Raw genomic sequence first — 19382 nt, forward strand, 5'->3', positions numbered from 1 at the left:
GCCTCTTAGATGGAGAGTCAAGGGGGCGGGGCGTTGAAACGACGGCACCAGGCCCCGGTTTCATGTCTGTCGGCGGGCGATTGTTGTGAACGCTGGGCCGAGAGAACATGCGCCGCAATGCTTGGCGGTCTATGATTCTGCGGATTCACCCATCTCCTGAATGATCGGATGCGTGTTTTGGATCGCAATGCACGCACCAATCGTTTCGCCAATCTTTCGACTGGCTTTCGAGCCATGGCTCACGCCGTAGATTGCCAGCAGGGAACGGGCACGTGTCATTGCCACGTACAGGCTGTTCTCCAAGATTTTGCCTTCGGGGGCGACATAGTGGTCCACGCATGGGATCACAACGACTTCAGATTCGTAACCCTTGAATGAATGCGGAGTGGTGGCAACGAGGGTGTTGGGCTGCCTCTCGAACGAACGATTCTTCTGAAACGAGAGTTCGACACCGATGGCAGCGAGCGCCGGTGCAAGGTTCGATTGCAAGACATCCTGAACCCGACCGTTGTAGAGGATGCAGATATCGGTCGGCGAAATCCCATCGTTCTGGATCAAGTACTTCAGGTGACCGGCGATCGAAGCCATTTCTTGCCTTCGGTTGTCAAAACGGTGGTAGATCGGTTTGGGGCCGTCGATCTGGTTGTACCGCACTCGTAACCAGTCTTCGCCGCCACGATCTGTTTTCTCCAGCAGCCCGAGCTGAAGCAGTTCTCGCTGATCCTGTCGCTTGCGTGATTCCGACAGCCGGCTCAGCACGTTGACGGCAAGTTCGGTGATCGGCGTGGTCGAGCGAAAACTCTCGCGCATGATCGTGGAGCGACCGCGCATGTCGAGACCGAACTCTGACCACTTCGGAGTCTTCGTGTTGTAAACGTTTTGTGCGTTGTCGTAGAAGATGTGTGCGGAACGACTGTTGGCGTCTTCGTCGTCCGCTCGCTCGACGATGGACAACAGCAACCGCAACGTTGCCGGTCCCATGTCTTGGGCTTCATCTATGAACAACGCCGAGCAACGGGGCAGCAATTCATCGATGTCTTGGCGATTGAGGAACTCTTCGGCTGCACGGTCGTAGTCAAAACCGATGGATTCGATTGACATCTGAACGCTCGGCAGCATCCCAGCCAGAACGTCTTTCACATGAAGCAGCGAAACTTTGTCCCAAGGGAAATCTGATTGACCGAACAGGTCGTCTTCATTCAGGCTGGTCCACGCCGATTCAATCGATTCCCGCAACAGCTTTTGCAAGCTTCGGTTGGCGTAGACAGCCCAGATGCGGGCATCCTTCTGATCTTGCAAACGCTTCGCCGTCTTGGCGAGCCAATTGCAAAGAACAATCGACTTTCCGCTGCCCGCTACCCCACGAACCAATCGGGGCTTTCCATCGAGTTCGAGATTGGTCAGCCGTTGCTGTTCCTGGGAGAGAATTGGCTTCATTCCCTTGCGATCAAAGAACTGATCGCCCATGCGACAGGAAGACGTTTCTTTATACTTCGCCTTTTGCTCTGCCGCAATCGATGCCCCGAATCTTTCGGTTTGACCTCGCTCGCGTTGCGCAGGCTCTCGCCAGACCAAACGCTCGTCGTCTGTCGCGAGGAACGATGCGGTCAATTCTTTCTTCAACGGACGAAGATACGGTTCCTCCATCTCGCTGCGACTCGCGAGGACAATCACCGCCTCTCTTGCGCGACTAAGTGCGACGTTGACAAGCCTCTTCCACTCTGGAATTTGCCACGTCCCGCTTCCCGCATTGACCGTGTCAAAGATGACGATGTCCGCTTCCGATCCCTGTTGACTATGGACGGTTGAGGCTTCCCAACTCGTCATTTCCCAGCCGGCGAGAAGCTTCCCGACCTCCTGTGCCTGGGCCTTGAAGGGCGAGATGAATACGCCGTGCGCTGACCGAACACCTGCGTCCGAAAACAGCTTTTGCAGCACCGATGGCGTCACTCCACGAACCCAACTTCGGTTGCCCGGTCCGCGTGCGGCGCGAATGGAGGCAAGACTCGCATCCTCTTCATCAAGGACGTACCAAATGGCTCTCGACCGATCGGCGATAAATGGCGAAAGCGTAGACTTCTCTTTGGCTCGCGTTGGTGCCGTCGTCAACACGCCGTCGTATTGGTAGCTCGAGACGACCCTGCAAACGTCAGAGTGCATGCGATATTGTTCGGAAAGTAGGTGAACCGCTTTGGGAATGTTTTCCGTGTCGTCGAGATGGCTCAATCCGCTGCTGGCCAACCACGTTTGCTGACGAGTTGGTAGAATTCGGGAGATTCGACTGATTGGAGCGAGTTGTTTGGGATCCCCGACTAACACGGTTCGTCGAGCAGCCAGCAGCGACAGCGCTGCAACCGCCGCCCTCGAGATCAATCCGGCTTCGTCAATGAAAATCGTGGTGAATGGTGCTTCGCCGTCTTCAATCATCTTGCGGATGGACAGGTCCTTCAAATAGCTCATCGCTTTGAAAGCGGTGGCGACAACCACTCGTCGCTCGGCATCCACGAAGATGCGGTTGCTTTGGTCGTTACCGGACGTTCGTAGTTTGCCGATCTGTTTTCGTGTGAGAGCTTTGTCTTCCGACGATTCAAGCAGTTGCAGTTGCTGGGCCAGTTCATCGATCTGTGACAAGACTTCCGACTCGGTCCCCCTGAGCATCGGATCGAGTCCCTTGTCAACGAACATCTGGTACGACGCCCCCTTCCCGATTCTCTGCAGCGTGTCAGCATCGAGTTCATCAGGACAGAAATCCTTTGCCGCTTCGCCGATCGAGATCGCGACAGCATCCGTTGCCCGATTGGTCGTCGATACCACCAGAACTCGCTCGCTCTCGTCTTGCATGACCCTGGCGATCTGCTGCCCAGTCGTCCAGGTCTTGCCGGTGCCGGGCGGTCCCCAGAGAACGTTCCAGGAGTGCTGCCACCAATCACGCAACTGCGGAAGGCCGAACTCACATGGCTGAGCCACTCGGGGATGCACACCGCCCTGGCTGGCGATCAATCTCGCTGGAAGTTGCTTCCGAACGTCTTCGAATTCATCTCCGCAGTAAATGGAATCCAGGACCGACAGGAACTCAAACGGCCGAACGAAGAACGGTCCCGCTGTCGGCGTCGTTTCAGGATCATCAAGGCTGATGAACAGGCAGCCATTTCGCTCGTCCACTTCGACGATCTCACCAGACCAGACAATGGCGTCTTCGTAATCGGCTTCTTCATAGAACCGATCCGAATAGCTTTCGTCGTCATCGAGTGACTTCGGGCGAAACGCTTGCGCCCCTTCCCATGTCCAATCGAATTCGACCGACGCGCCGACATGAACGACGTACAGAGTTCCTCGATCTTTCTCAGCGAAGATGCTGACTCGGTGGCAGTTCAGGCGTTTCCACCGCGACCCGTCTCGATACTCTTGACGAACCGCGGCAGCCGCATCCTTGAGTTGCTGATCGTGACCCTCGGTCAAACCAAGCCGAGACTCGAAGCGAGCAGATTGAAATTCAGCGAAGGGAGTGGAGGCGTCTTCATCGTCGACACCGCCGATTTCGTCGTCCATGATCCGGGTTACCTTTTACCGCCAACTTGCTGGAGTCGCCGAACTGTTTCGTCGAAGTTCATGACGCTTTCTCCTTGCATCTCCACTCAGCACACTGCTTTGGTCTATTGTCAGACCACGTTATTCTACCTCGTCCCTTGCCCTGCCGGCGACCTGAAGCGTGACAAGAAAGGGCGAAACTTTCGTGAAGCAAGGGAAAAGGGGTCAGGCCTCTTAGATGGAGAGGCAAGCGGGCGGGGTGTTGGAACGGAACATCAGACTTCGGTCGCATGTCTGTCGGCGGGCGTTTGACGTGAACGCGGGCCGAGTGAACTTGCGCCGCAGTGTGTGGCTGTCTTACGCTGCCGATGGTCTGGCCGATCGAGGCTGACGAGACCCACCAAGTCTATTCTGTCGACAGATACACCGCAGAGCGGTGCCACAACACAGCCCGGGGTCGCGAAGCGCACCCCGGGGCACGGTCGATTGAGGACCGGAGCCCCATCGGGGCTCAACAGACGAGGCGTGCTGGCACAATCTTCTCAGCGGTGTCGTGTGCCATTTCTTTGTGATGGACGGCGTTCTCCCGCCTGCAATTGTCGACTGCGTTTTCAGCAAGGAGAGTGGTCAAAAGATTGAGTGGTCAGAAAATGTAGGCGACCGAGGAAAGGTTGCTGCGCGGTGACTTCATTTTTTGACCCATCAATTTTTGGGCCCCCAGCCCATCTGCCCTTCTCCATCTGCCTGCGGACTGGGACAACTCTAAGAAAATGCTTGCTGAGAGGACGGATCGTTGCGAATGGTGGGTGGGCTAAAATATCTTGCATTTCACAGCTAACATCTGACGGCTGCCAATACTTCCTCGCCTGATCAAAATCATCGACGAATGACTCGCCATCCCACATCAGGTTGCTCCGCAGATTGAGGATGACGAATCGAACTGATGGCAGTTCGCCAACTGCTTGTGCCCATAAAAGCATGATTGCTGCTATGGAGACGCCGAGAATTCGAGTGGCTTCAACTGTCGCTGGAGGTTCAGGAAAGATTCGCGTAAGGTAATGAAGTTGTCGAGCAGAACGTTGTGTGTGGCGACGCACAAAACCTTGGAGAAATGATGGCGAACCGAGTTTTTATTGCCACCAGTTTGGACGGATTTATCTCGGATCGGGATGGAGCGTTGGACTGGCTCCACTCCGTTCCGAATCCTGACAATCTCGATTTTGGCTACACCGCATTCATGGAACAGATCGATGCGATTGTCATGGGACGCAAGACGTTCGAGACCGTTTGCGGGTTCGATTGTGACTGGCCGTACACGAAGCCGGTCTTCGTGCTCAGCAAATCATTGACATCGTTGCCTGAGGGATACGAGGGAAAGGCAGAACTGATTGCCGGTTCTTTGGGCAATGTCATCGCCACTCTCCACCAGAAAAAGCGTCACGAACTCTACATCGACGGAGGAGCGACGATTCAGAGCTTCCTGAAGGACGACTTGATCGATGAAATGATCATCACTGCTCTTCCTATCCTGCTTGGTGGCGGGGCGCGTCTGTTTGGAGAATTGCCCGATTCGCTTAAGTTTGAACACGTCCAGACAGAAGTGCTGTTGAACTCGATGGTGCAGAATCGCTATCGCAGAAGACGGTGAGCCCTTTCCTGTTCACTTGACCCTCTGGTATTCCGCGCTCGGGCAAAAGGGGGCAGGTCTCTTAGATGGAGGAGCAAGCAAGCGAGCGGGGTGTTGGAATGACGACATCAGACTTCGGTCTTATGTCTGTCGGAGGACGATTGACGTGAACGCCGGGCCGGGTGAACTTGCGCCGCAGTGTGTGGCTGTCTTGCGCTGCTGATGGTCTGGCCGATCGAGATGACGAGACCCACCAAAAAGTTATTCTGTCGACAGATACACCGCAGAGCGGTGCCACAGCACAGCCCGGGGTCGCGAAGCGCACCCCGGGGCACGGTCGATTGAGGAAGCGGAGCCCCATCGGGGCTCAACAGACGACGCGTGCTGCCACAATCCTCTCAGCGGTGTCGTGTGCCATTTCTTTGTGATGGATGGCGTTCTCCGGCCTTCAATTGTCGACGGCGTTTTCAGCAAGGAGAATGGTCAAAGGATTGGGTGGTCAAAAAATGTCGGCGAACGACGAGACGTGGCTGCACAGAGACTTCATTTCTTGACCCATCAATTTTTTGACCTCTAGCCCATTTGCCTCATGTCCATCCGTATGCGGATTGGGACAGTTGCAAGAAAATGCTTGTTGAGGGGACGGGGAGTTGCGCATCGTTGGTGGGCTACACCTTCCATCCGCGTCCGGTCAGAATCGGCGTCGCGACCTCGTGGGGCGTTTTCTCGTCCAAGGAAAGCAGTCGTGCTGTTTCTCCGGCATTCATGCAATCCGGAATGCAGCAAGCGGAAAAGTAGCCCACGGATGGCAGCGCGAACCCACGGATCGTCCTGCTGATTACTATCCGTGGGTTCGCGCTGCCATCCGTGGGTTCATTCTCATACCTCCCCAATGGTCTACAGGGAAGCTGCATTCGCGAATCGCTTCTGATCGCTGGGAATTGAATGCAAGCGATGCAATCAATCCATGTCCCCGAGATTTCGTCTGACAATGCACATGTCGGGTTTGCGGTCAGGGCGCGCGCTGTCGCCAGCGAGCGCAAACGTTTTGTGGGTGGCGCCAGAACGATGTCCACCCCGCCGGGTTGTCAAATCACACCCACGACGCAATCCGCGAACGCTCCGATCTGGCGGCAACCACTGAGAATCGACTGGAAATGAGGGGCGAGGTCCGCGCCGGCAACGCGTCTGCCCCACGATGGCAAGCAAAAAGAAACGCAATGGTCGGGAGACGTGACATGGAGGCGACTTCAACTCGATTCGTCTTCAATGACTTCTTCACGGCGTCAATTCTATCGGAGCAAGCAAAGCCGGGATAGAATTGGTGATCAAACGCCGGAGACCACGATGCCAGTTTCACGCCGAGAGTTTTGCGCAGCAGTTGGGACGATTCTCACCGCTGCCAGCTCAAACTTGTTCGCTGACAATCAGCAGGCCAAGCCGCTTCGAGTGATCGCCTACAACATCTTCAAGCTCACAGGCTGGCCAAGCCAGCGTAAATCGGCGCAGCAAGCTGTCGCCAACGGCCAGATGGCAAAGCGTTTGGCGATGGAACTGGCTCTGCACGATCCCGACATCATCAACTTCTCAGAATCCCCAAATGAAGAGCTGACCCAAGAAGTTGCTGAACTTTTGGGGATGAATCACATTCGTTTTCCCAGTGGCGGAAATTGGCCGGGAACACTGCTGAGTAAATTCAAGATCATCGAATCTCAGAACGCTCCTCTGAAAGGCGAGAGACCGAAGGAGATATTTACCCGGCATTGGGGGCGAGCCACAGTTGAAATGCCGGCCGACGAACCGCTCATCGTGCATTCGGCACATCTCTTCCCAACCGCCGATCCTACGGTTCGGCTGAGAGAGATTCGAGCGATGATCGAATCGATGAAGCCAGATCTCGATGCTGGGAAGTCGATGCTATTGATCGGCGATCTGAATCATGGCCCCGGCACTGATGAATTCAAGCTTTGGATGGACGCCGGTTGGATGGATACGTTCGCCAAGGTTGGTAAAGGCGATGGTTTCACCATCAGGTCTGATATTCCCCAATGGCGAATCGACTACGTCTTTGCTGCCGGGCCGATTGCCGAGCGAGTCGTTGAATCGAGGCCGCTGTTCGAGGGAGCTTTTCGGCTGAACCTTGACGAGGATGGATCGTTCGCCTTGAGCGACCACTTGCCGCAGTTGGCTGTCTTTCGATAAAAGAAAAAGGGATCAGGCCTCCTAGGTGGAGAGGCAAGTAATCATGCTGTTTCTCCGGCATTCATGCAATCCCAATGCAGCAATCGGTGGGTTCATTCTCTTGTCTCCCCAATGCCCCGCTCCGTTTACCCATTGTGTCAGGATTCGTGCTATTCGTGTGATTCGTGGACAACTCCGTTGCTCCCCACGACCGGGACCAACCGACCATCGTGAACGCAGCCTTCCGGTTGGATAACCTGTCACGGTCATCGGATCGATTTGCTCAAGCGATGGAGGTCGCTCCAGTCTAGCTTGCCTGGCCGAATGAATTCGTCGGTTGCCCGCTGATGAGGGACCATTGCGACGAACCGTTACCGCAATAAAAAACCACGTCTTGCGACAGCAAAACGTGGTTTTTGAGTACACCCCAGAGGTGTTCAACAATCGGCTGAGGCACGGGGAAAACGGGCACCGGGCGAAAATGTGGTGTCACCTGTGGTGTCACCTGTGGTGTCATTGTCTGAGTTAGTGGCGATCTGGAAAAGTCTGGATGATGACGCACGGGCCACACTGTTGGCGGTTGCACGTGACTTTGAATGACCGGTCGGTTGCCAACCGTCGGTTTTCGGGCAACCGTGGGCGGAGTCAGTCAAGAAAGCGGCAGCGGCACGAAAAGCAAACACTAAACCGCCTACATCTTGTTGAAGTTGTGAATTGGAGAGTTTCCATCGTACTAGCGAACCTTGCGTTCCCAAAATGCTAGGAATATCATCAACTTAGGTTGCATAGGCGTTCTGGCCATTTTTCGCGCAGACCAACAACATTGAATCTTCAACTTGAGCTATTCATGACCGACGAATCAGACAGCAGCGACTCGCAAGGCGACGCTGCACGGGCCAAAAAAGCCACAAAGAAAAAGACGGCCACAAAGAAAAAGACGGCCGCGAGGAAGAAGACGGCCGCGAGGAAGAAGACCGCCACGAAGAAGACAACCAAGAAGAAATCCACTCGCGTCGAAAGACCTTATCCAAGGGTCGAGCTCCAGGAGGCGGTCAAGGTGCCTCTTGCTATTCGGCAAAAGAATGGCGGCAACCCATGGTCCCCAGAATTGATCGCATCGGCTGTGGGATGTGCTAAGGGAAACCCGCTCTATTACCTTACAGCTGCATCACGTGCCTTTGGCCTCACGGAGGGGACGCGTGATTCGGACTCGATCTCGTTGACTGACCTTGGCCGCAGACTTGCTTATGCCGCATCCCCCGAAGAAGAGCAACAAACAAGACGCGACGCGTTTTATAAGATCGAAATTTTCAGGAAAGTTATCGAGCATTACGACGGTAGCGAACTACCGGAAATGAAGTATCTTCAAAACACGCTTGAAGACAACTTTGGCTTGGACCCTTCGATTCACGAAGAATTCGCAGATCTGTTTCGTAAAAACTGTGAATACGTCGGAATCACGGAGGGCTCTATTGAAAGCCCCAGTGAACAGAATGGGAAAACACAGCAGTCATCAAATGTTCGTGTGACGGGTGTTGCAGGTGCCGATTTCGTGACGGTCGCCGAGCCAGAAGAAGACACCGGACTGATGTGTTTCGTGGCAATGCCTTTCAGCGAACGGTATGACGAACACCCAAAGGGATTCTTCAGCGAAGTCTTGAAGCAGATCATCGCCCCCGCTGGACGGAAAGCTGGATTTCGCGTGGTCACAGCAAGGAAGCAAGGAAGCGATGTCATTCACGCGACAATTGTGAATGGCCTATTGGACGCGGATTTGGTTGTCGTTGATTTGACGGAACACAATCCCAACGTACTTTTCGAACTTGGCATGCGAATGGCTGACGATAAACCAGTTGCGTTGATCCGAGCGACAGGGACGAAACCAATCTTCGATGTTGACAACATGCTGAGGGTTGAGCAATACAGTCCGTGCCTTTGGCCATCCACCGTTGAAATCGACATGCCCAAGGTCGCAGACCACATTCGCGGAGCATGGGACCATCGCGATAATGAGCAGTCGTATATGAAGATTCTTCGGAACAAACGGGAAACTAAGTAGTGCGTGGGCTTCGTCGGGTTGGTTTCGGGATTTGGGACTGAGCAGACACCGCACGGCTTACCGGAATCCCCGTTCCACCGTCGCCAAGATACCGGCAACCGGCACGGTGATACTTGGTTCCCGACGCGGTCACGCAAACAGTTGCGTCTGTGTCCCGCGTCGTCGGCTCGCTAGTCGGTAACGCGGTTTCGATCCGTTGCCCGTTTCGGTAATCCCACTGGGCAACGCGTCGGGCATCTTGCCATAGTCCGCGATTCGCCGCCCGTGCTTCATGTTGTGCGGTCGCTAGCTCCGCGTCTTGGTTGTATTTCACGTAATGCCACGCGAGACCAGACGCGACAAGTTCACGGTTTAGCCAAACGTCGCCCACGTAAAGGTGGGCAAGTGTTCGCCCATAGCGATCGGTTCCCGAATCAACCACGCGGACGGAAGCGTTAGCGGTCGCAGTGGCTAGCCACTGCATAGCGTGATCACCAACTGTTGGGCTTTTTCCGGTGCGTCGATTCCCACTAGCCGGATTTTCAATTCCGATCAATCGGACGCGGATCATTTGACTGTGTCCCCATCCATCACATGGGCAACCGTGCCGACGGTTCCCGGCAGCAATAGCGGTTGTTGCGTCGGTGTTGGGCGGTGGCAACCGATCAAGAGCAAAAGGCGAAGGGCGATGACGCGGAACATTAAGTCGGGCGGGCTGCGTGTCGGCGTAAGCGGTCATTCTACCCGCTACGACGGTCATTGATTGTTCGGTAAGATTGGTACCTGAAAACCTGAAAACCCAATACCTAGCTTGAGGGCAATTAGTTGACCATCTCGGACCAGACCTACGAAATTGAAAAAGGCCCACCCGCTATCGATTTCCGAACTTACAAGGAAAATTTATTAGTTGAATATCGTGCTTTGCTTGACTCAGCGGAACATGAGAATGAGCTACAGGACTTTCTCGAAAGGCATCCGTCGCTCGTCCCCGGTGCATTTACGCCTGGAAATCAGTCCGGACACTCACCACGAAACAACGCACTTTTTTCGCAACCGAAACTTCCCGGATTTGGTGGTAAGGTTCCTGACTTTCTATGGCTCTCAGGACATAGCAGCTGCGACTACGCCGCCTTGATTGAAATCGAATGCCCCACAAAGAAGCTTTTCACCAACGACGGGCAGCAGCGGGCAGAATTTAGTCAAGCATACAACCAGATCAAGGATTGGCGAATTTGGTTTGAGACAAGTGCGAACAAGCAAATCTTTTTCGATCACTATGGGCTATCAGGAAGATATCGTTTTTCCCGAGCCTTCGACCTTCACTTCATCTTGATTTATGGACGACGAAGCGAGTTCCAAGACAACCCTTCACTGTCGATAAAAAGAAACTCACTTATGAGCGGCCGAAACGAAGAGTTGATTAGTTTCGATAGGCTAATGCCTCACGATTGGCTCGAATCAGCGACCACAGTTGTGAACAAGGGGATGGCAGAGCTTGAGGTCAAGTTCGTTCCCGAAACGTTTTTAATTCATCCGTGGGATATTCGATACCAATTGGAGATGAAAGGACTGGCGGACGCGATTCAAGGTAATCCAAGAATTGACGCCAGTCGCCGTGAGTTCCTATTGCGTCGGCTTGTCTATTGGCGGGAGTGGAAAGAGCGAACCAAGGACTCATCTCCAATCATGAAACTTTCTGACTTTGAGTAAGCTTCACAATCCGACCATTCCGCGACTGGATAGGGCACCCCGCAACACCGCTACCTTCGCTGCACATCACCGCACCGAAATAACCGAGCACCCTGCTACCACCCTCCCGACCCGGCTTCCCCGACACACCGACATAACCACTACGGTACGCCACCGCCCCGCCGCGTTGCTGATCGGATGCCCGGTAGCCTGTCGCCAACGTATCGTGACAGGTGGGCCGATCCCGTCGGCCATCGCCGCGACACACGATACAGCACTGATCACCACATCGACACGGACACCCACGGTCAACGCTTACCGTTGCCCGCGACTACACGCCCCGCGTGCGATTCCCATAGCGTGGTAGGCGTTGCGTCCAGTGACGACGCAACGCGTCGTCTCGTCAAAACATGGGATGATAGAAACTTTTGACTGCCAGACTTTGAACCGTTGACAACCGGAAAGCTACCCGGTGAACGCTTCCAAAATCTCGTCATCGTACAGGCCCGATTCTACTTCCATGCGAGCGAGTAAATCGAGCGTATCGGTGCATCGGCCCAGGTCACTACGTTGGCAGTAGTCGTCACCGAAATCACACTCCAAAACGGTGACGTCGTCAACGCGGTTAATTTCATCCGGTGAGCCGGGATACCCGCTACCGTCATCGTAGTAGCGGTAGGCGGGCTCTCCGGGCGTCACGTCAACGCATACGTCGACAAGCAGGAAAACGGATTCGGTTTCAATGGCAACGGTGTGGTTGTGGAACATGGTGCGAACCTCAAACAGTTTCGAGCAAGTGGTACAGCTCATCGGTCAGAATCACGGACGGTGAGTGGTCGCGTGCGATGACGAAGCACTGACGAGCTGGGAAGTGCTGACGGCGGAGATACCAGTAGATGGACAGGCGAAACGGGCGAAGCATCGGACGGACTCAAGAGGTGAAAAACGGGACAGTCGACAGCCCCCATGCCGTCACTAAACTATAGTCCGTGACGTCTCCCGAGCCGGGAAAATGAGCCAACATTCCGAGCACCCGGCGACCCCGCCTACGGTGGGTGGAGTCGTGCCGGTCGTAGCGGTCACACCGGTTATCGGGCCCTCGCATTCGGCACATCCCGCACAGGCCGGAGAACCGAAACCCCGCTTCCGAGTGGCGGCGTCCGTGCCCCGCCGCCGCTATTAGGCCGATCGTCCAATATGTGACACCCCATTGATTTGCCGCGTGTGTCGTCCCTTTTAAGCGATTCCCGGCGTCCCACTTGCCGAGGCTCTGCCGACCGGCGTGCTATGCTTCCAAGATGAAGAAACCGACAACCATTGACGAGCTATTGAAGCTGACCGCCGCCGAGCGGAAACGTCTCGGCGTCACGCTCACGGCTTCCGGCTTGGCACTGCTCAAGTCATTGAGCGTATGCCCGTCATGTGACCGCCGCGTGGCCGCCATCCAGAAAGCAAAAGCAGAGGGCAGGCTTGGCCCCAAGTCGACGCGGACGGATGCCAAGACAAGTGAGAAGGCACGCAAGCTAAGGGCCAAGGGTTTGTCATATCGAGCCATCGCAGCCGAGCTGTCAATCAGCAGGCAGACGGCGTTTCGCCATTGCCAACCGGATGCGGGGACGTCGCGGTGAACCGCCAAAAGGCAGCCAGATTCCAGCAGCCAAGGCCGCCACTGTGGCCGCCCCACAACGCCGACGCATCAAGGAAAGAGACCGCACCCTAGAGGAAAAGGGTTCAGATCCGAAGCTAGCACGCCTAGGGCGTGTAGTATTCCCTAGCAATCTGGCGGAATTTTGGGTACGTGAATCCGAAGGCAAAGACTGGGTAATGGCTTCGGCTAACTTTTCGACTTCAAATCCGGTGAATCGGGTACCTGTTTTGACCCTCCGGTATATCAGCGGGCGTCCGTGCCCACGGCCAACGTCAACAAGACGTTGACATCGCACGCTCTTGGATTGGGCAGGAGATACCTTTGATTCCAGTGATTGCTTCCTCCAGGGTCCAGCCTCTTTCGAGGCGGCCGGAAAATGTTCTCGGATTCGTGCCTTCCGGCTTGAACGCAATCCTTGGGATCTCACCGAGAACACCGAGATCAAACCACGCCGTGTCTCGGCGGTTGCGCTGCTGCTCTTCGTTGGTTGCCCATGAGCAATTGCCCGGCTCGTAGTCACCGTTCACGTCGATCCGGTCAATCGTGTGCCCATCTGGCCGGGTTCCCATGTCCTGGAGGAAGTTTTCAAAACTGTCCCAACGCTCGCACACGGCGATTCCGCGTTTGCCATAGCTAGGGTAATTCTCGTGGCTGGGATTGTTGCAACGTTCACGCATCGAACGCCACGAGTTGTGTGTTGGCGTACGATTCTCGGCTTTCCAGTCTTGAGCGGCTGCACGACTGCATTCCTTGCACACGTACTGCAAGCCGTCTAGGGTCGCTCGATTCCGGTAGAACCCAGACAGCTCTTTCGATTCACCGCATTTCGTACAAACTTTCATCATTCAATCTCCAGCAAAGAGGACAGAGAACGCCGACGCCCCGTCTTTGCCACCGGGACGTCGGCTAGCCTCTCGGATCAGGAGAGGATTCGAAAAGGGCGAACCGAGTACCCTGCCGAGGCTCGGTTCGCCGACGGTTGCCAGCATGAGACGGCAGTCGTCATCCGAATTCCAAAGGCGTGTGAGGTTCCTTTAGCATTCGGTGGTTGCATTGCGTTACGGTGGCAATGAGCACCGCTAGGCTTTCACCCCCTCCGTTTGGAGTGCGGCACCACGGATATCACCACATCCGGATTCAATGCTCTTAAAGTGCGTGATTCCGGCGATAGTTCGAGTCCACCACGGAGTATTCAACGCGGTCCAGCAGACCGCGTGTTGTTTCTGCCGAACCACATCCCACGGGATAGCACTATGATTCGGCATGGTGCCCGGTAATGTTCGCGACCGGGCACCGGCTATGCTCAGTTAGATGACGAACCGAAGATGGCTTCCAACGGCGGCACACCGCGTTCAACCTTCTTTGCGAGTGCGGTTTGGCTTTGGCACGTGAGCCGGGCCCAACGGCCACAGGTCATCCGGACGTTGCCGACTTGGAGATAGTGTCGCTTACCGTCACGCATCTTTGGAACACCGAAGACCACGTGGTGGGACGGTAGGTTCGTCTTCGCGTAGCGTGCCTGGACTTCGTTCGGCTTCTGACGGAATTGGGTACACCACTTTGACATCGGCAAGGTCAGTTGGCCGATCGTAATTTCTGGATCTTTCATTTCGCTTCTGCCTTTGCTTGGCAAGTGCTCGTGCCTGCTTGCGTCGTGCGTGCATAGTTTTGGTTTCCTTTGACGATGGCCTCGTCCGTCCAACCCATACTCATCCGTTCATACAGGCGGCGATATGGCTGGTTCGTGGTTCGAGCCCATTCAGACAACGGTTTGGTCTCACCGTCTACGGTGAGGAAGTAAGGAGGGATTCTCACCGTGCCAACCTCTTTGAACGATCCAGCCCCAGTTGCTTGCGTACCGCATCGCGGTTCTCGATGTACTCCGCAGTGCTCATCGCGGTGACGTCGTACTCTTGAGGTGCGTTGGCTTCGGCCAAGGCTTCGGCGACTGCCTTTTTAACTTGGGCGTCGGTGTCCGAAACCTGCCCACGGAGAGAGGCGTTTTCCTCACGGAGCAATTGAATGTGTTGGTCGTGTGTTAGCTCTTGGCCGACCGGTACGTCGTGTGCGTTTTCACTCATATCTATTTCCCGAATGGGTTCGTTTGGGGGTTGCCTTCCTACCTTTAATACGTGTCAAAGTTGGTCGAACCGGATCGACAAAATCGGGGATCGGAGGATTTTGTTGAAAATAAACTGTCCGGACTGGACGCTTGGTTTGCTGGGCGGTGTTGAAGTCAAATTGATCGCAACGGTGGCGAAAAAATAACGGCAAGTGGAGTCCGACTGCTACCTATTGGCACGGGAGCTGCGGCGAGGAAGTCTCATATTGAGACGACCGGTCGACGTCGACCCCTTCCACAGAGGGGGTCTCCAGGGACGCGAAACGTTCCCCAGAGTTTGAGAAAGATTTTGTTCCATATCGTGTTTTAGCCCGCAAAAAGCGGGACGAAAACTTTCTCTCCCACTGACGGGGACATGGATGTCCCCGGGGTGAGAAAGATTTGTCCTGCTGGCCGAATCTGGGGTGTGGGAGCCTGGGAAAGACTGAGAAAGTTGAGAAAGACGTCGCCAGTCATCGTCAAGAACCTGCCTCCAACGTCAGGCCCTCGCGGAGCGATCCAACGCTGATCCTGGTCAATGCTCACAGGCCATCCGACTCACCAAGCCGCACCCTCACAACAGTCACATGGCGGTTTCTCTTATAAGCAACTAGCCATTTCGCGAATTCTTGTTTTTCGCTACCCCTTCTATACTCTTTTTTCCTGATTGTTGTTTTGAAATAATCATCCGGAAAAAGATTGTATAAGAGAGGTAGTGAAAATTCGAAAACCGTGAAATGGCTAGTTGCTTATAAGAGAAACCGCAGAGTGAGTGTTTTTGAGGGTCCGGCCGATCTTGGCGTAGCGTCTTTCTTGAAAAAGTCAACAGCAAAAGCTTGACTTTTTCAAATTTTGGTGTATACTTAAGTAGAGCCAACCGATGGACTTCGACAACAACGGCTCGGTGGGACTTGTGGCGGCGGCAACGATCACAGGGCCCCAACCTCATTGACGATGATCGTCGCGAACTAACATTTCGAGATTACTGACTCACGTTTTCTGTAGCGTGTGAGTCGGCGAGCCAGCTCCAGACCTAGGAGCTGGGTGTGTGTAGCTCCAAAACTCTGTTTTGTTGAGCTGCCATGAAAGTCAAAACTGTAATCAAGAATCTGAAAGCCCATCGCAAGTGGGCACTCTCCCAGTCACAAGACACCGCAACCGAGAAGACCGCCGACAACGCGGAAGACGTTCTCGGTGGCGTGTTGGACCTTCTCGACTACCTTCCTCCCGATCTATTTGACCTGGATGCGTGGCTTGATCGAAAGATCCGAGGACGCGAGGCAGCACGGAAGCACCTGGACCGTATCCGCGTCAACTTCTACCGAGGCCAAGGAAAAAAGGCATTCGTCGGCCTGCTCGACGTCGTGATTGAAGTCTTGTCGTCTGCCGCCCCCTTCCTCGACGACGTGAACGTCGGCTGCCTGCCGGTCGCCGTCCGAGTCCCCGACTTCGGAGGCATCGGAGTCCAGAAGATGACCGCCATCCGCCATCCTAGCGAGATCAACGTCGCCGCCCTGGACCTCGGAATCGGTGACCATCAGAAAAACCTAGAACAGACCCTCATCGAGGAAGATGACCAATCATACCAGGACCGTGTTCTAGGTATGTCGGCCCCTCAAAAACACGGTGTTCTAGGTGTCGCTAGGGGGCAGGTTTCGGTTTTAGACCAACCCAAGACCTGTCGCGATTGTGACGAATCGCTGCCTCGATCCGAATTCTACAGCCACCCGTCCACCCGTGATCGGCTACAGCCGGAGTGCAAGGCTTGCACGAAGCAGCGTCAGTACGCTCGACGCAACGGGGGTGCAGTATGACCAGCACCCTCATCAAATCAAATCCGCCGGTGGTAGCTCCCGGTGGTTCGCTCGCTGGCGATAGTGCCGCTATCGCCTCCGAGCCTCTTACACAGCGTTCACTGGCTCGACTGCCCGTCACGGAGCCAGAGCCTCGATTCGTGCTTGTGACGTCCAAGACGATTGAAGAGAGACAGACGAAGCCGGGCATCGGGATGCAACACAAGCAAGCAAGCGGACGCCTTAATGTTTTCCACGTTCAACGTGGACGTGTCCGACTGATCGATTGGGATGGGCAGTTGTACCCGATCGACACCCTTGAATTTCTTGAAACCCTCGGCGACGAGCTGTCAGCCGAGACCGAAGCACTTCTTTGTATGAGACAACAACTATGAGACGCATCCAAAAACTGATTGAAACACACATCTACAACCGGCCATCGCCACCACGTGAAGGTGAGACGATCCCGACAGGACCAACACACCTTGATTGGAATCGAATCTCAGTCATTGAACAGGCGTTGCTGATTCAGGCAAACGGGGATGCCGAAGAATTGCTTCAACGTTACCGACGCCACTTGCAACGGAGGGCGGGACGTTGAGATACGGACAATCAATCTATTTTCTGACAACAGCCGATGGTGTCAAGGTTCGAAGCTACCAACCAACGATGTTGGAACGCTACGAACTTGAACAGGCAGGCGGTCAACTTGTCGTGTACGTGGCTAAACTCAAGAACCGTGCGGCACGTCTTATTGTTCAAGATAGAGACGGTGAGATTGATCGCATTCACGCGGGCGAATTCTTGGCCAAATATGGCGACAAGATCGGACCCAAGTATCGGAAGATCATCGGGGGATTGCTATGCGATACTTGATCACCAACGAAACGACCGTTCTCTACGACGCACAATCTCGACCGGGGCCAACTCGATGGCGACAAGCGGAAGAATCGGGGGAGCTAGTCATTCGTTTGACGAAGGGCCCCATCGTCCAAGACGTGGACCGAGACGGCAACACGGTTCGGTTCAACCCGTTCGAATTTTTCAAGACGTATGGAGACCAACTAAGCCGAGAGACACGGAGGTACTTTCAGTGTTTCTGATCGACGACTCATTCTTCGACAAAGTGGCGGACCGGGTTCTGCAAACAATCCGTCCCGAACTATACTTAGTGACGCGCCCCGAACTCGTGGACGCCGACACGCTAGCCCGTTTGCTCTCAGTAAGCAGACCAACAGTTGACCGGCTACGCCGAGACGGCGTCATCCCCAGTATCCCCATCGGCCCGAGGTGCCGACGGTTCAACACCAGCAAAGTTATCGCAGCATTAGAGAGACATCATGGCATCATTGAGTAAAGAAACAGGCAGGAAAGGCTACCGACTTCAAGGCTATTTGAATGGTGAACGGTTCAGCCTGTACCTGCCGGGGACCAACAAACGCCGAGCCGAAAAGATTCGGTTCCACGTTGACGAGTTGTGTCGAAGCATTCACGCAGGCGACCGCCCCGACCCGGCTACCTCCAAGTGGCTGCGTGAGATTGACAGTCGCTTCCATGATAAGTTGGTCCAGAAGGGATTGGCCGAGCCTCGGACGCCTCCGATGGCTCGCCTGCTTGGGCCATTTATCGACGCGTACATTGCAACGCGTACGGATCTCGCCCCGCGTTCATTGACTAACTACAAGCAGACGCGACGAATGCTTGTTGACTACTTCGGTGAGGATTGCAAGTTGACGTCGATCACGGTTGCCCAAGCGGAAGAGTGGGCACGGCAAATGACCGTTGAGTTGAAACTTGCCGAAGCCACAACGTCCAAGCACCGCAAACGGGCCAAGCAGTATTTCAACTACGCGGTTAAGGCTCGGATTCTCGATTCCAATCCGTTCGACGGAATGAAGGGCGGGAAGGAATCAAATCCGACCCGTTACCACTTCGTCGATGAAAAGACAACACAACGTGTTGTCGAATCGCTTGACGGCGATATGGAGGCCGCGTTTGTCTTGGCTCGGTATGCTGGAATGCGTTGTCCTAGCGAAGTGACACGGCTCCGATGGAGTGACATTCTTTGGGATGAAGGCAAAATCCGCATCGGCTCCACGAAGACGGGTCTTCGGTTCTGCCCACTGTTTGCAGAAGTGCGAGAGGCTCTTGAGCCTCTCGCGATGGAACGAGAGCAAGACTTGATCCACAATACCAGAATCGTTCGCGGTTACGCTGTCGGTGCGAACCTGGGGACCCAACTTCGTCGCGAGCTGGAGCGAATGGGAATCAAGCCGTGGGATCGGTTGTGGCAGAATTTGCGGTCCACGAGGCGGACCGAATTGCAAGAGAGGTTTCCATCGCACGTGTGCGATGAATGGATGGGGCAATCAACCGCCGTCGCTCACGAATCGTACCTGCAAGTTACCGCCGACCATTGGGAGCGGGCTTGTGGTGTTACTCGTGGTGTGAGCAGTGCCAATCATGGGGGAAAAGAGCAACATTCCCCACTCGGCAAACTCGCTAATTCCCGGCCCAAGCATGTTGCAAGGGCAAACCTAGTACACCCCAGAGGATTCGAACCTCTAACCTTCGGTTCCGTAGACCGATGCTCTATCCAGTTGAGCTAGGGGTGCGGGGTTGAGACGGGGAAGTTTAGCGAACCGAAAATGTTTTGCAAGGCCGACTCTGCCTAGAGTTTCCGTGGTCTGGGAAGGTTCGCGGGGGCGGGCCGGGATTTTCGCTGCTTGCCGTAACATCAGGCCAATTGTTTCTTTTCGGCCCACCCCTACGGTTTC

17 protein-coding genes, 1 tRNA gene and 1 pseudogene are annotated in these 19382 nt (G+C 54.9%); 11 read left to right on the forward strand and 8 right to left on the reverse strand.

Going from position 1 to position 19382, the window contains the following annotated elements:
- Positions 1–129: 129 nt before the first annotated feature.
- Together TBK1r_RS02730 and TBK1r_RS02735 are read right to left on the reverse strand one after the other, a co-directional pair.
- A complete protein-coding gene (locus TBK1r_RS02730; RefSeq protein WP_145207415.1) occupies positions 130–3549 on the reverse strand; it encodes an AAA domain-containing protein in 3420 nt (1139 codons plus the stop codon).
- Between the two features lie 590 nt (positions 3550–4139).
- Positions 4140–4508, reverse strand: a complete 369-nt coding sequence (locus tag TBK1r_RS02735; protein WP_145207416.1) for a hypothetical protein — start codon at positions 4506–4508, stop codon at positions 4140–4142.
- 131 nt (positions 4509–4639) lie between these two features.
- On the opposite strand from TBK1r_RS02735, the gene TBK1r_RS02740 reads away from it, so the two are divergent.
- From TBK1r_RS02740 to TBK1r_RS38175, 3 genes are all read left to right on the forward strand, one after another.
- Entirely contained in the window at positions 4640–5176 is a 537-nt protein-coding gene (locus TBK1r_RS02740) for a dihydrofolate reductase family protein (protein WP_473772484.1), read from the forward strand.
- Positions 5177–6502: 1326 nt separating this feature from the next.
- Positions 6503–7357 (forward strand): endonuclease/exonuclease/phosphatase family protein, encoded by an 855-nt coding sequence (locus TBK1r_RS02745; RefSeq protein ID WP_145207417.1) that lies wholly within the window; start codon positions 6503–6505, stop codon positions 7355–7357.
- 826 nt (positions 7358–8183) lie between these two features.
- On the forward strand, positions 8184–9395 hold the full coding sequence (locus TBK1r_RS38175) for a hypothetical protein (protein WP_419580905.1): 1212 nt from the start codon (positions 8184–8186) through the stop codon (positions 9393–9395).
- On the opposite strand, the gene TBK1r_RS02755 is transcribed toward TBK1r_RS38175, so the two are convergent.
- Positions 9388–10134 (reverse strand): thermonuclease family protein, encoded by a 747-nt coding sequence (locus TBK1r_RS02755; RefSeq protein ID WP_145207418.1) that lies wholly within the window; start codon positions 10132–10134, stop codon positions 9388–9390. The genes TBK1r_RS38175 and TBK1r_RS02755 overlap by 8 nt on opposite strands.
- Positions 10135–10199: 65 nt before the next feature.
- On the opposite strand from TBK1r_RS02755, the gene TBK1r_RS02760 reads away from it, so the two are divergent.
- Positions 10200–11084, forward strand: a complete 885-nt coding sequence (locus TBK1r_RS02760) for a Shedu anti-phage system protein SduA domain-containing protein (RefSeq protein ID WP_145207419.1) — start codon at positions 10200–10202, stop codon at positions 11082–11084.
- Between the two features lie 444 nt (positions 11085–11528).
- Here the strand turns inward: TBK1r_RS02760 and TBK1r_RS02765 are convergent, their stop codons facing one another.
- Positions 11529–11831, reverse strand: a complete 303-nt coding sequence (locus TBK1r_RS02765) for a hypothetical protein (protein ID WP_145207420.1) — start codon at positions 11829–11831, stop codon at positions 11529–11531.
- Positions 11832–12361: 530 nt separating this feature from the next.
- Here TBK1r_RS02765 and TBK1r_RS02770 point away from each other — a divergent pair.
- Positions 12362–12691: a hypothetical protein gene (locus tag TBK1r_RS02770; RefSeq protein ID WP_145207421.1), complete on the forward strand. Its 330-nt coding sequence runs from the start codon at positions 12362–12364 to the stop codon at positions 12689–12691.
- Between the two features lie 292 nt (positions 12692–12983).
- Here TBK1r_RS02770 and TBK1r_RS02775 read toward each other — a convergent pair whose 3' ends face one another.
- The 3 genes from TBK1r_RS02775 to TBK1r_RS02785 form a co-directional block, all read right to left on the reverse strand.
- Positions 12984–13388 carry a hypothetical protein gene (locus tag TBK1r_RS02775; protein ID WP_145207422.1) on the reverse strand — a complete coding sequence of 135 codons (405 nt, stop codon included), beginning with the start codon at positions 13386–13388 and terminating at the stop codon, positions 12984–12986.
- 626 nt (positions 13389–14014) lie between these two features.
- A complete protein-coding gene (locus TBK1r_RS02780) occupies positions 14015–14320 on the reverse strand; it encodes a hypothetical protein (RefSeq protein WP_145207423.1) in 306 nt (101 codons plus the stop codon).
- Between the two features lie 202 nt (positions 14321–14522).
- A complete protein-coding gene (locus TBK1r_RS02785; RefSeq protein WP_145207424.1) occupies positions 14523–14792 on the reverse strand; it encodes a hypothetical protein in 270 nt (89 codons plus the stop codon).
- Between the two features lie 1102 nt (positions 14793–15894).
- On the opposite strand from TBK1r_RS02785, the gene TBK1r_RS02790 reads away from it, so the two are divergent.
- From TBK1r_RS02790 to TBK1r_RS38180, 6 genes and pseudogenes are all read left to right on the forward strand, one after another.
- Complete coding sequence (locus tag TBK1r_RS02790; protein ID WP_145207425.1) at positions 15895–16626, forward strand: hypothetical protein; 732 nt, start codon at positions 15895–15897, stop codon at positions 16624–16626.
- A complete protein-coding gene (locus tag TBK1r_RS02795; protein ID WP_145207426.1) occupies positions 16623–17000 on the forward strand; it encodes an RIO2 family protein in 378 nt (125 codons plus the stop codon). Before TBK1r_RS02790 ends, TBK1r_RS02795 begins: the two co-directional genes overlap by 4 nt.
- Entirely contained in the window at positions 16997–17206 is a 210-nt protein-coding gene (locus tag TBK1r_RS02800) for a hypothetical protein (protein ID WP_145207427.1), read from the forward strand. Before TBK1r_RS02795 ends, TBK1r_RS02800 begins: the two co-directional genes overlap by 4 nt.
- Positions 17203–17481 (forward strand): hypothetical protein, encoded by a 279-nt coding sequence (locus TBK1r_RS02805; protein ID WP_145207428.1) that lies wholly within the window; start codon positions 17203–17205, stop codon positions 17479–17481. Before TBK1r_RS02800 ends, TBK1r_RS02805 begins: the two co-directional genes overlap by 4 nt.
- 55 nt (positions 17482–17536) lie before the next feature.
- Complete coding sequence (locus TBK1r_RS39420) at positions 17537–17962, forward strand: helix-turn-helix domain-containing protein (RefSeq protein ID WP_473772485.1); 426 nt, start codon at positions 17537–17539, stop codon at positions 17960–17962.
- 244 nt (positions 17963–18206) lie between these two features.
- Positions 18207–18482: pseudogene (locus TBK1r_RS38180) on the forward strand (phage integrase SAM-like domain-containing protein); the annotation flags it as partial.
- A gap of 664 nt (positions 18483–19146) precedes the next feature.
- On the opposite strand, the gene TBK1r_RS02815 reads toward TBK1r_RS38180, so the two are convergent.
- A tRNA-Arg gene (locus TBK1r_RS02815) sits at positions 19147–19220 on the reverse strand.
- Between the last annotated feature and the right edge of the window lie 162 nt (positions 19221–19382).

Source organism: Stieleria magnilauensis (assembly GCA_007753675.1).
GTDB lineage: Bacteria > Planctomycetota > Planctomycetia > Pirellulales > Pirellulaceae > Stieleria > Stieleria magnilauensis.

Excerpts from the sequence above, each read along its gene's own strand:
- TBK1r_RS02730 (WP_145207415.1), bottom strand. The coding sequence starts at position 3,549 with ATGGACGACGAAATCGGCGGTGTCGACGATGAAGACGCCTCCACTCCC.
- TBK1r_RS02735 (WP_145207416.1), bottom strand. The coding sequence starts at position 4,508 with ATGCTTTTATGGGCACAAGCAGTTGGCGAACTGCCATCAGTTCGATTC.
- TBK1r_RS02740 (WP_473772484.1), top strand. The coding sequence starts at position 4,640 with ATGATGGCGAACCGAGTTTTTATTGCCACCAGTTTGGACGGATTTATC.
- TBK1r_RS02745 (WP_145207417.1), top strand. The coding sequence starts at position 6,503 with ATGCCAGTTTCACGCCGAGAGTTTTGCGCAGCAGTTGGGACGATTCTC.
- TBK1r_RS38175 (WP_419580905.1), top strand. The coding sequence starts at position 8,184 with ATGACCGACGAATCAGACAGCAGCGACTCGCAAGGCGACGCTGCACGG.
- TBK1r_RS02755 (WP_145207418.1), bottom strand. The coding sequence starts at position 10,134 with ATGACCGTCGTAGCGGGTAGAATGACCGCTTACGCCGACACGCAGCCC.
- TBK1r_RS02765 (WP_145207420.1), bottom strand. The coding sequence starts at position 11,831 with ATGTTCCACAACCACACCGTTGCCATTGAAACCGAATCCGTTTTCCTG.
- TBK1r_RS02770 (WP_145207421.1), top strand. The coding sequence starts at position 12,362 with ATGAAGAAACCGACAACCATTGACGAGCTATTGAAGCTGACCGCCGCC.
- TBK1r_RS02775 (WP_145207422.1), bottom strand. The coding sequence starts at position 13,388 with ATGCGTGAACGTTGCAACAATCCCAGCCACGAGAATTACCCTAGCTAT.
- TBK1r_RS02780 (WP_145207423.1), bottom strand. The coding sequence starts at position 14,320 with ATGAAAGATCCAGAAATTACGATCGGCCAACTGACCTTGCCGATGTCA.
- TBK1r_RS02785 (WP_145207424.1), bottom strand. The coding sequence starts at position 14,792 with ATGAGTGAAAACGCACACGACGTACCGGTCGGCCAAGAGCTAACACAC.
- TBK1r_RS02790 (WP_145207425.1), top strand. The coding sequence starts at position 15,895 with ATGAAAGTCAAAACTGTAATCAAGAATCTGAAAGCCCATCGCAAGTGG.
- TBK1r_RS02795 (WP_145207426.1), top strand. The coding sequence starts at position 16,623 with ATGACCAGCACCCTCATCAAATCAAATCCGCCGGTGGTAGCTCCCGGT.
- TBK1r_RS02800 (WP_145207427.1), top strand. The coding sequence starts at position 16,997 with ATGAGACGCATCCAAAAACTGATTGAAACACACATCTACAACCGGCCA.
- TBK1r_RS39420 (WP_473772485.1), top strand. The coding sequence starts at position 17,537 with ATGGCGACAAGCGGAAGAATCGGGGGAGCTAGTCATTCGTTTGACGAA.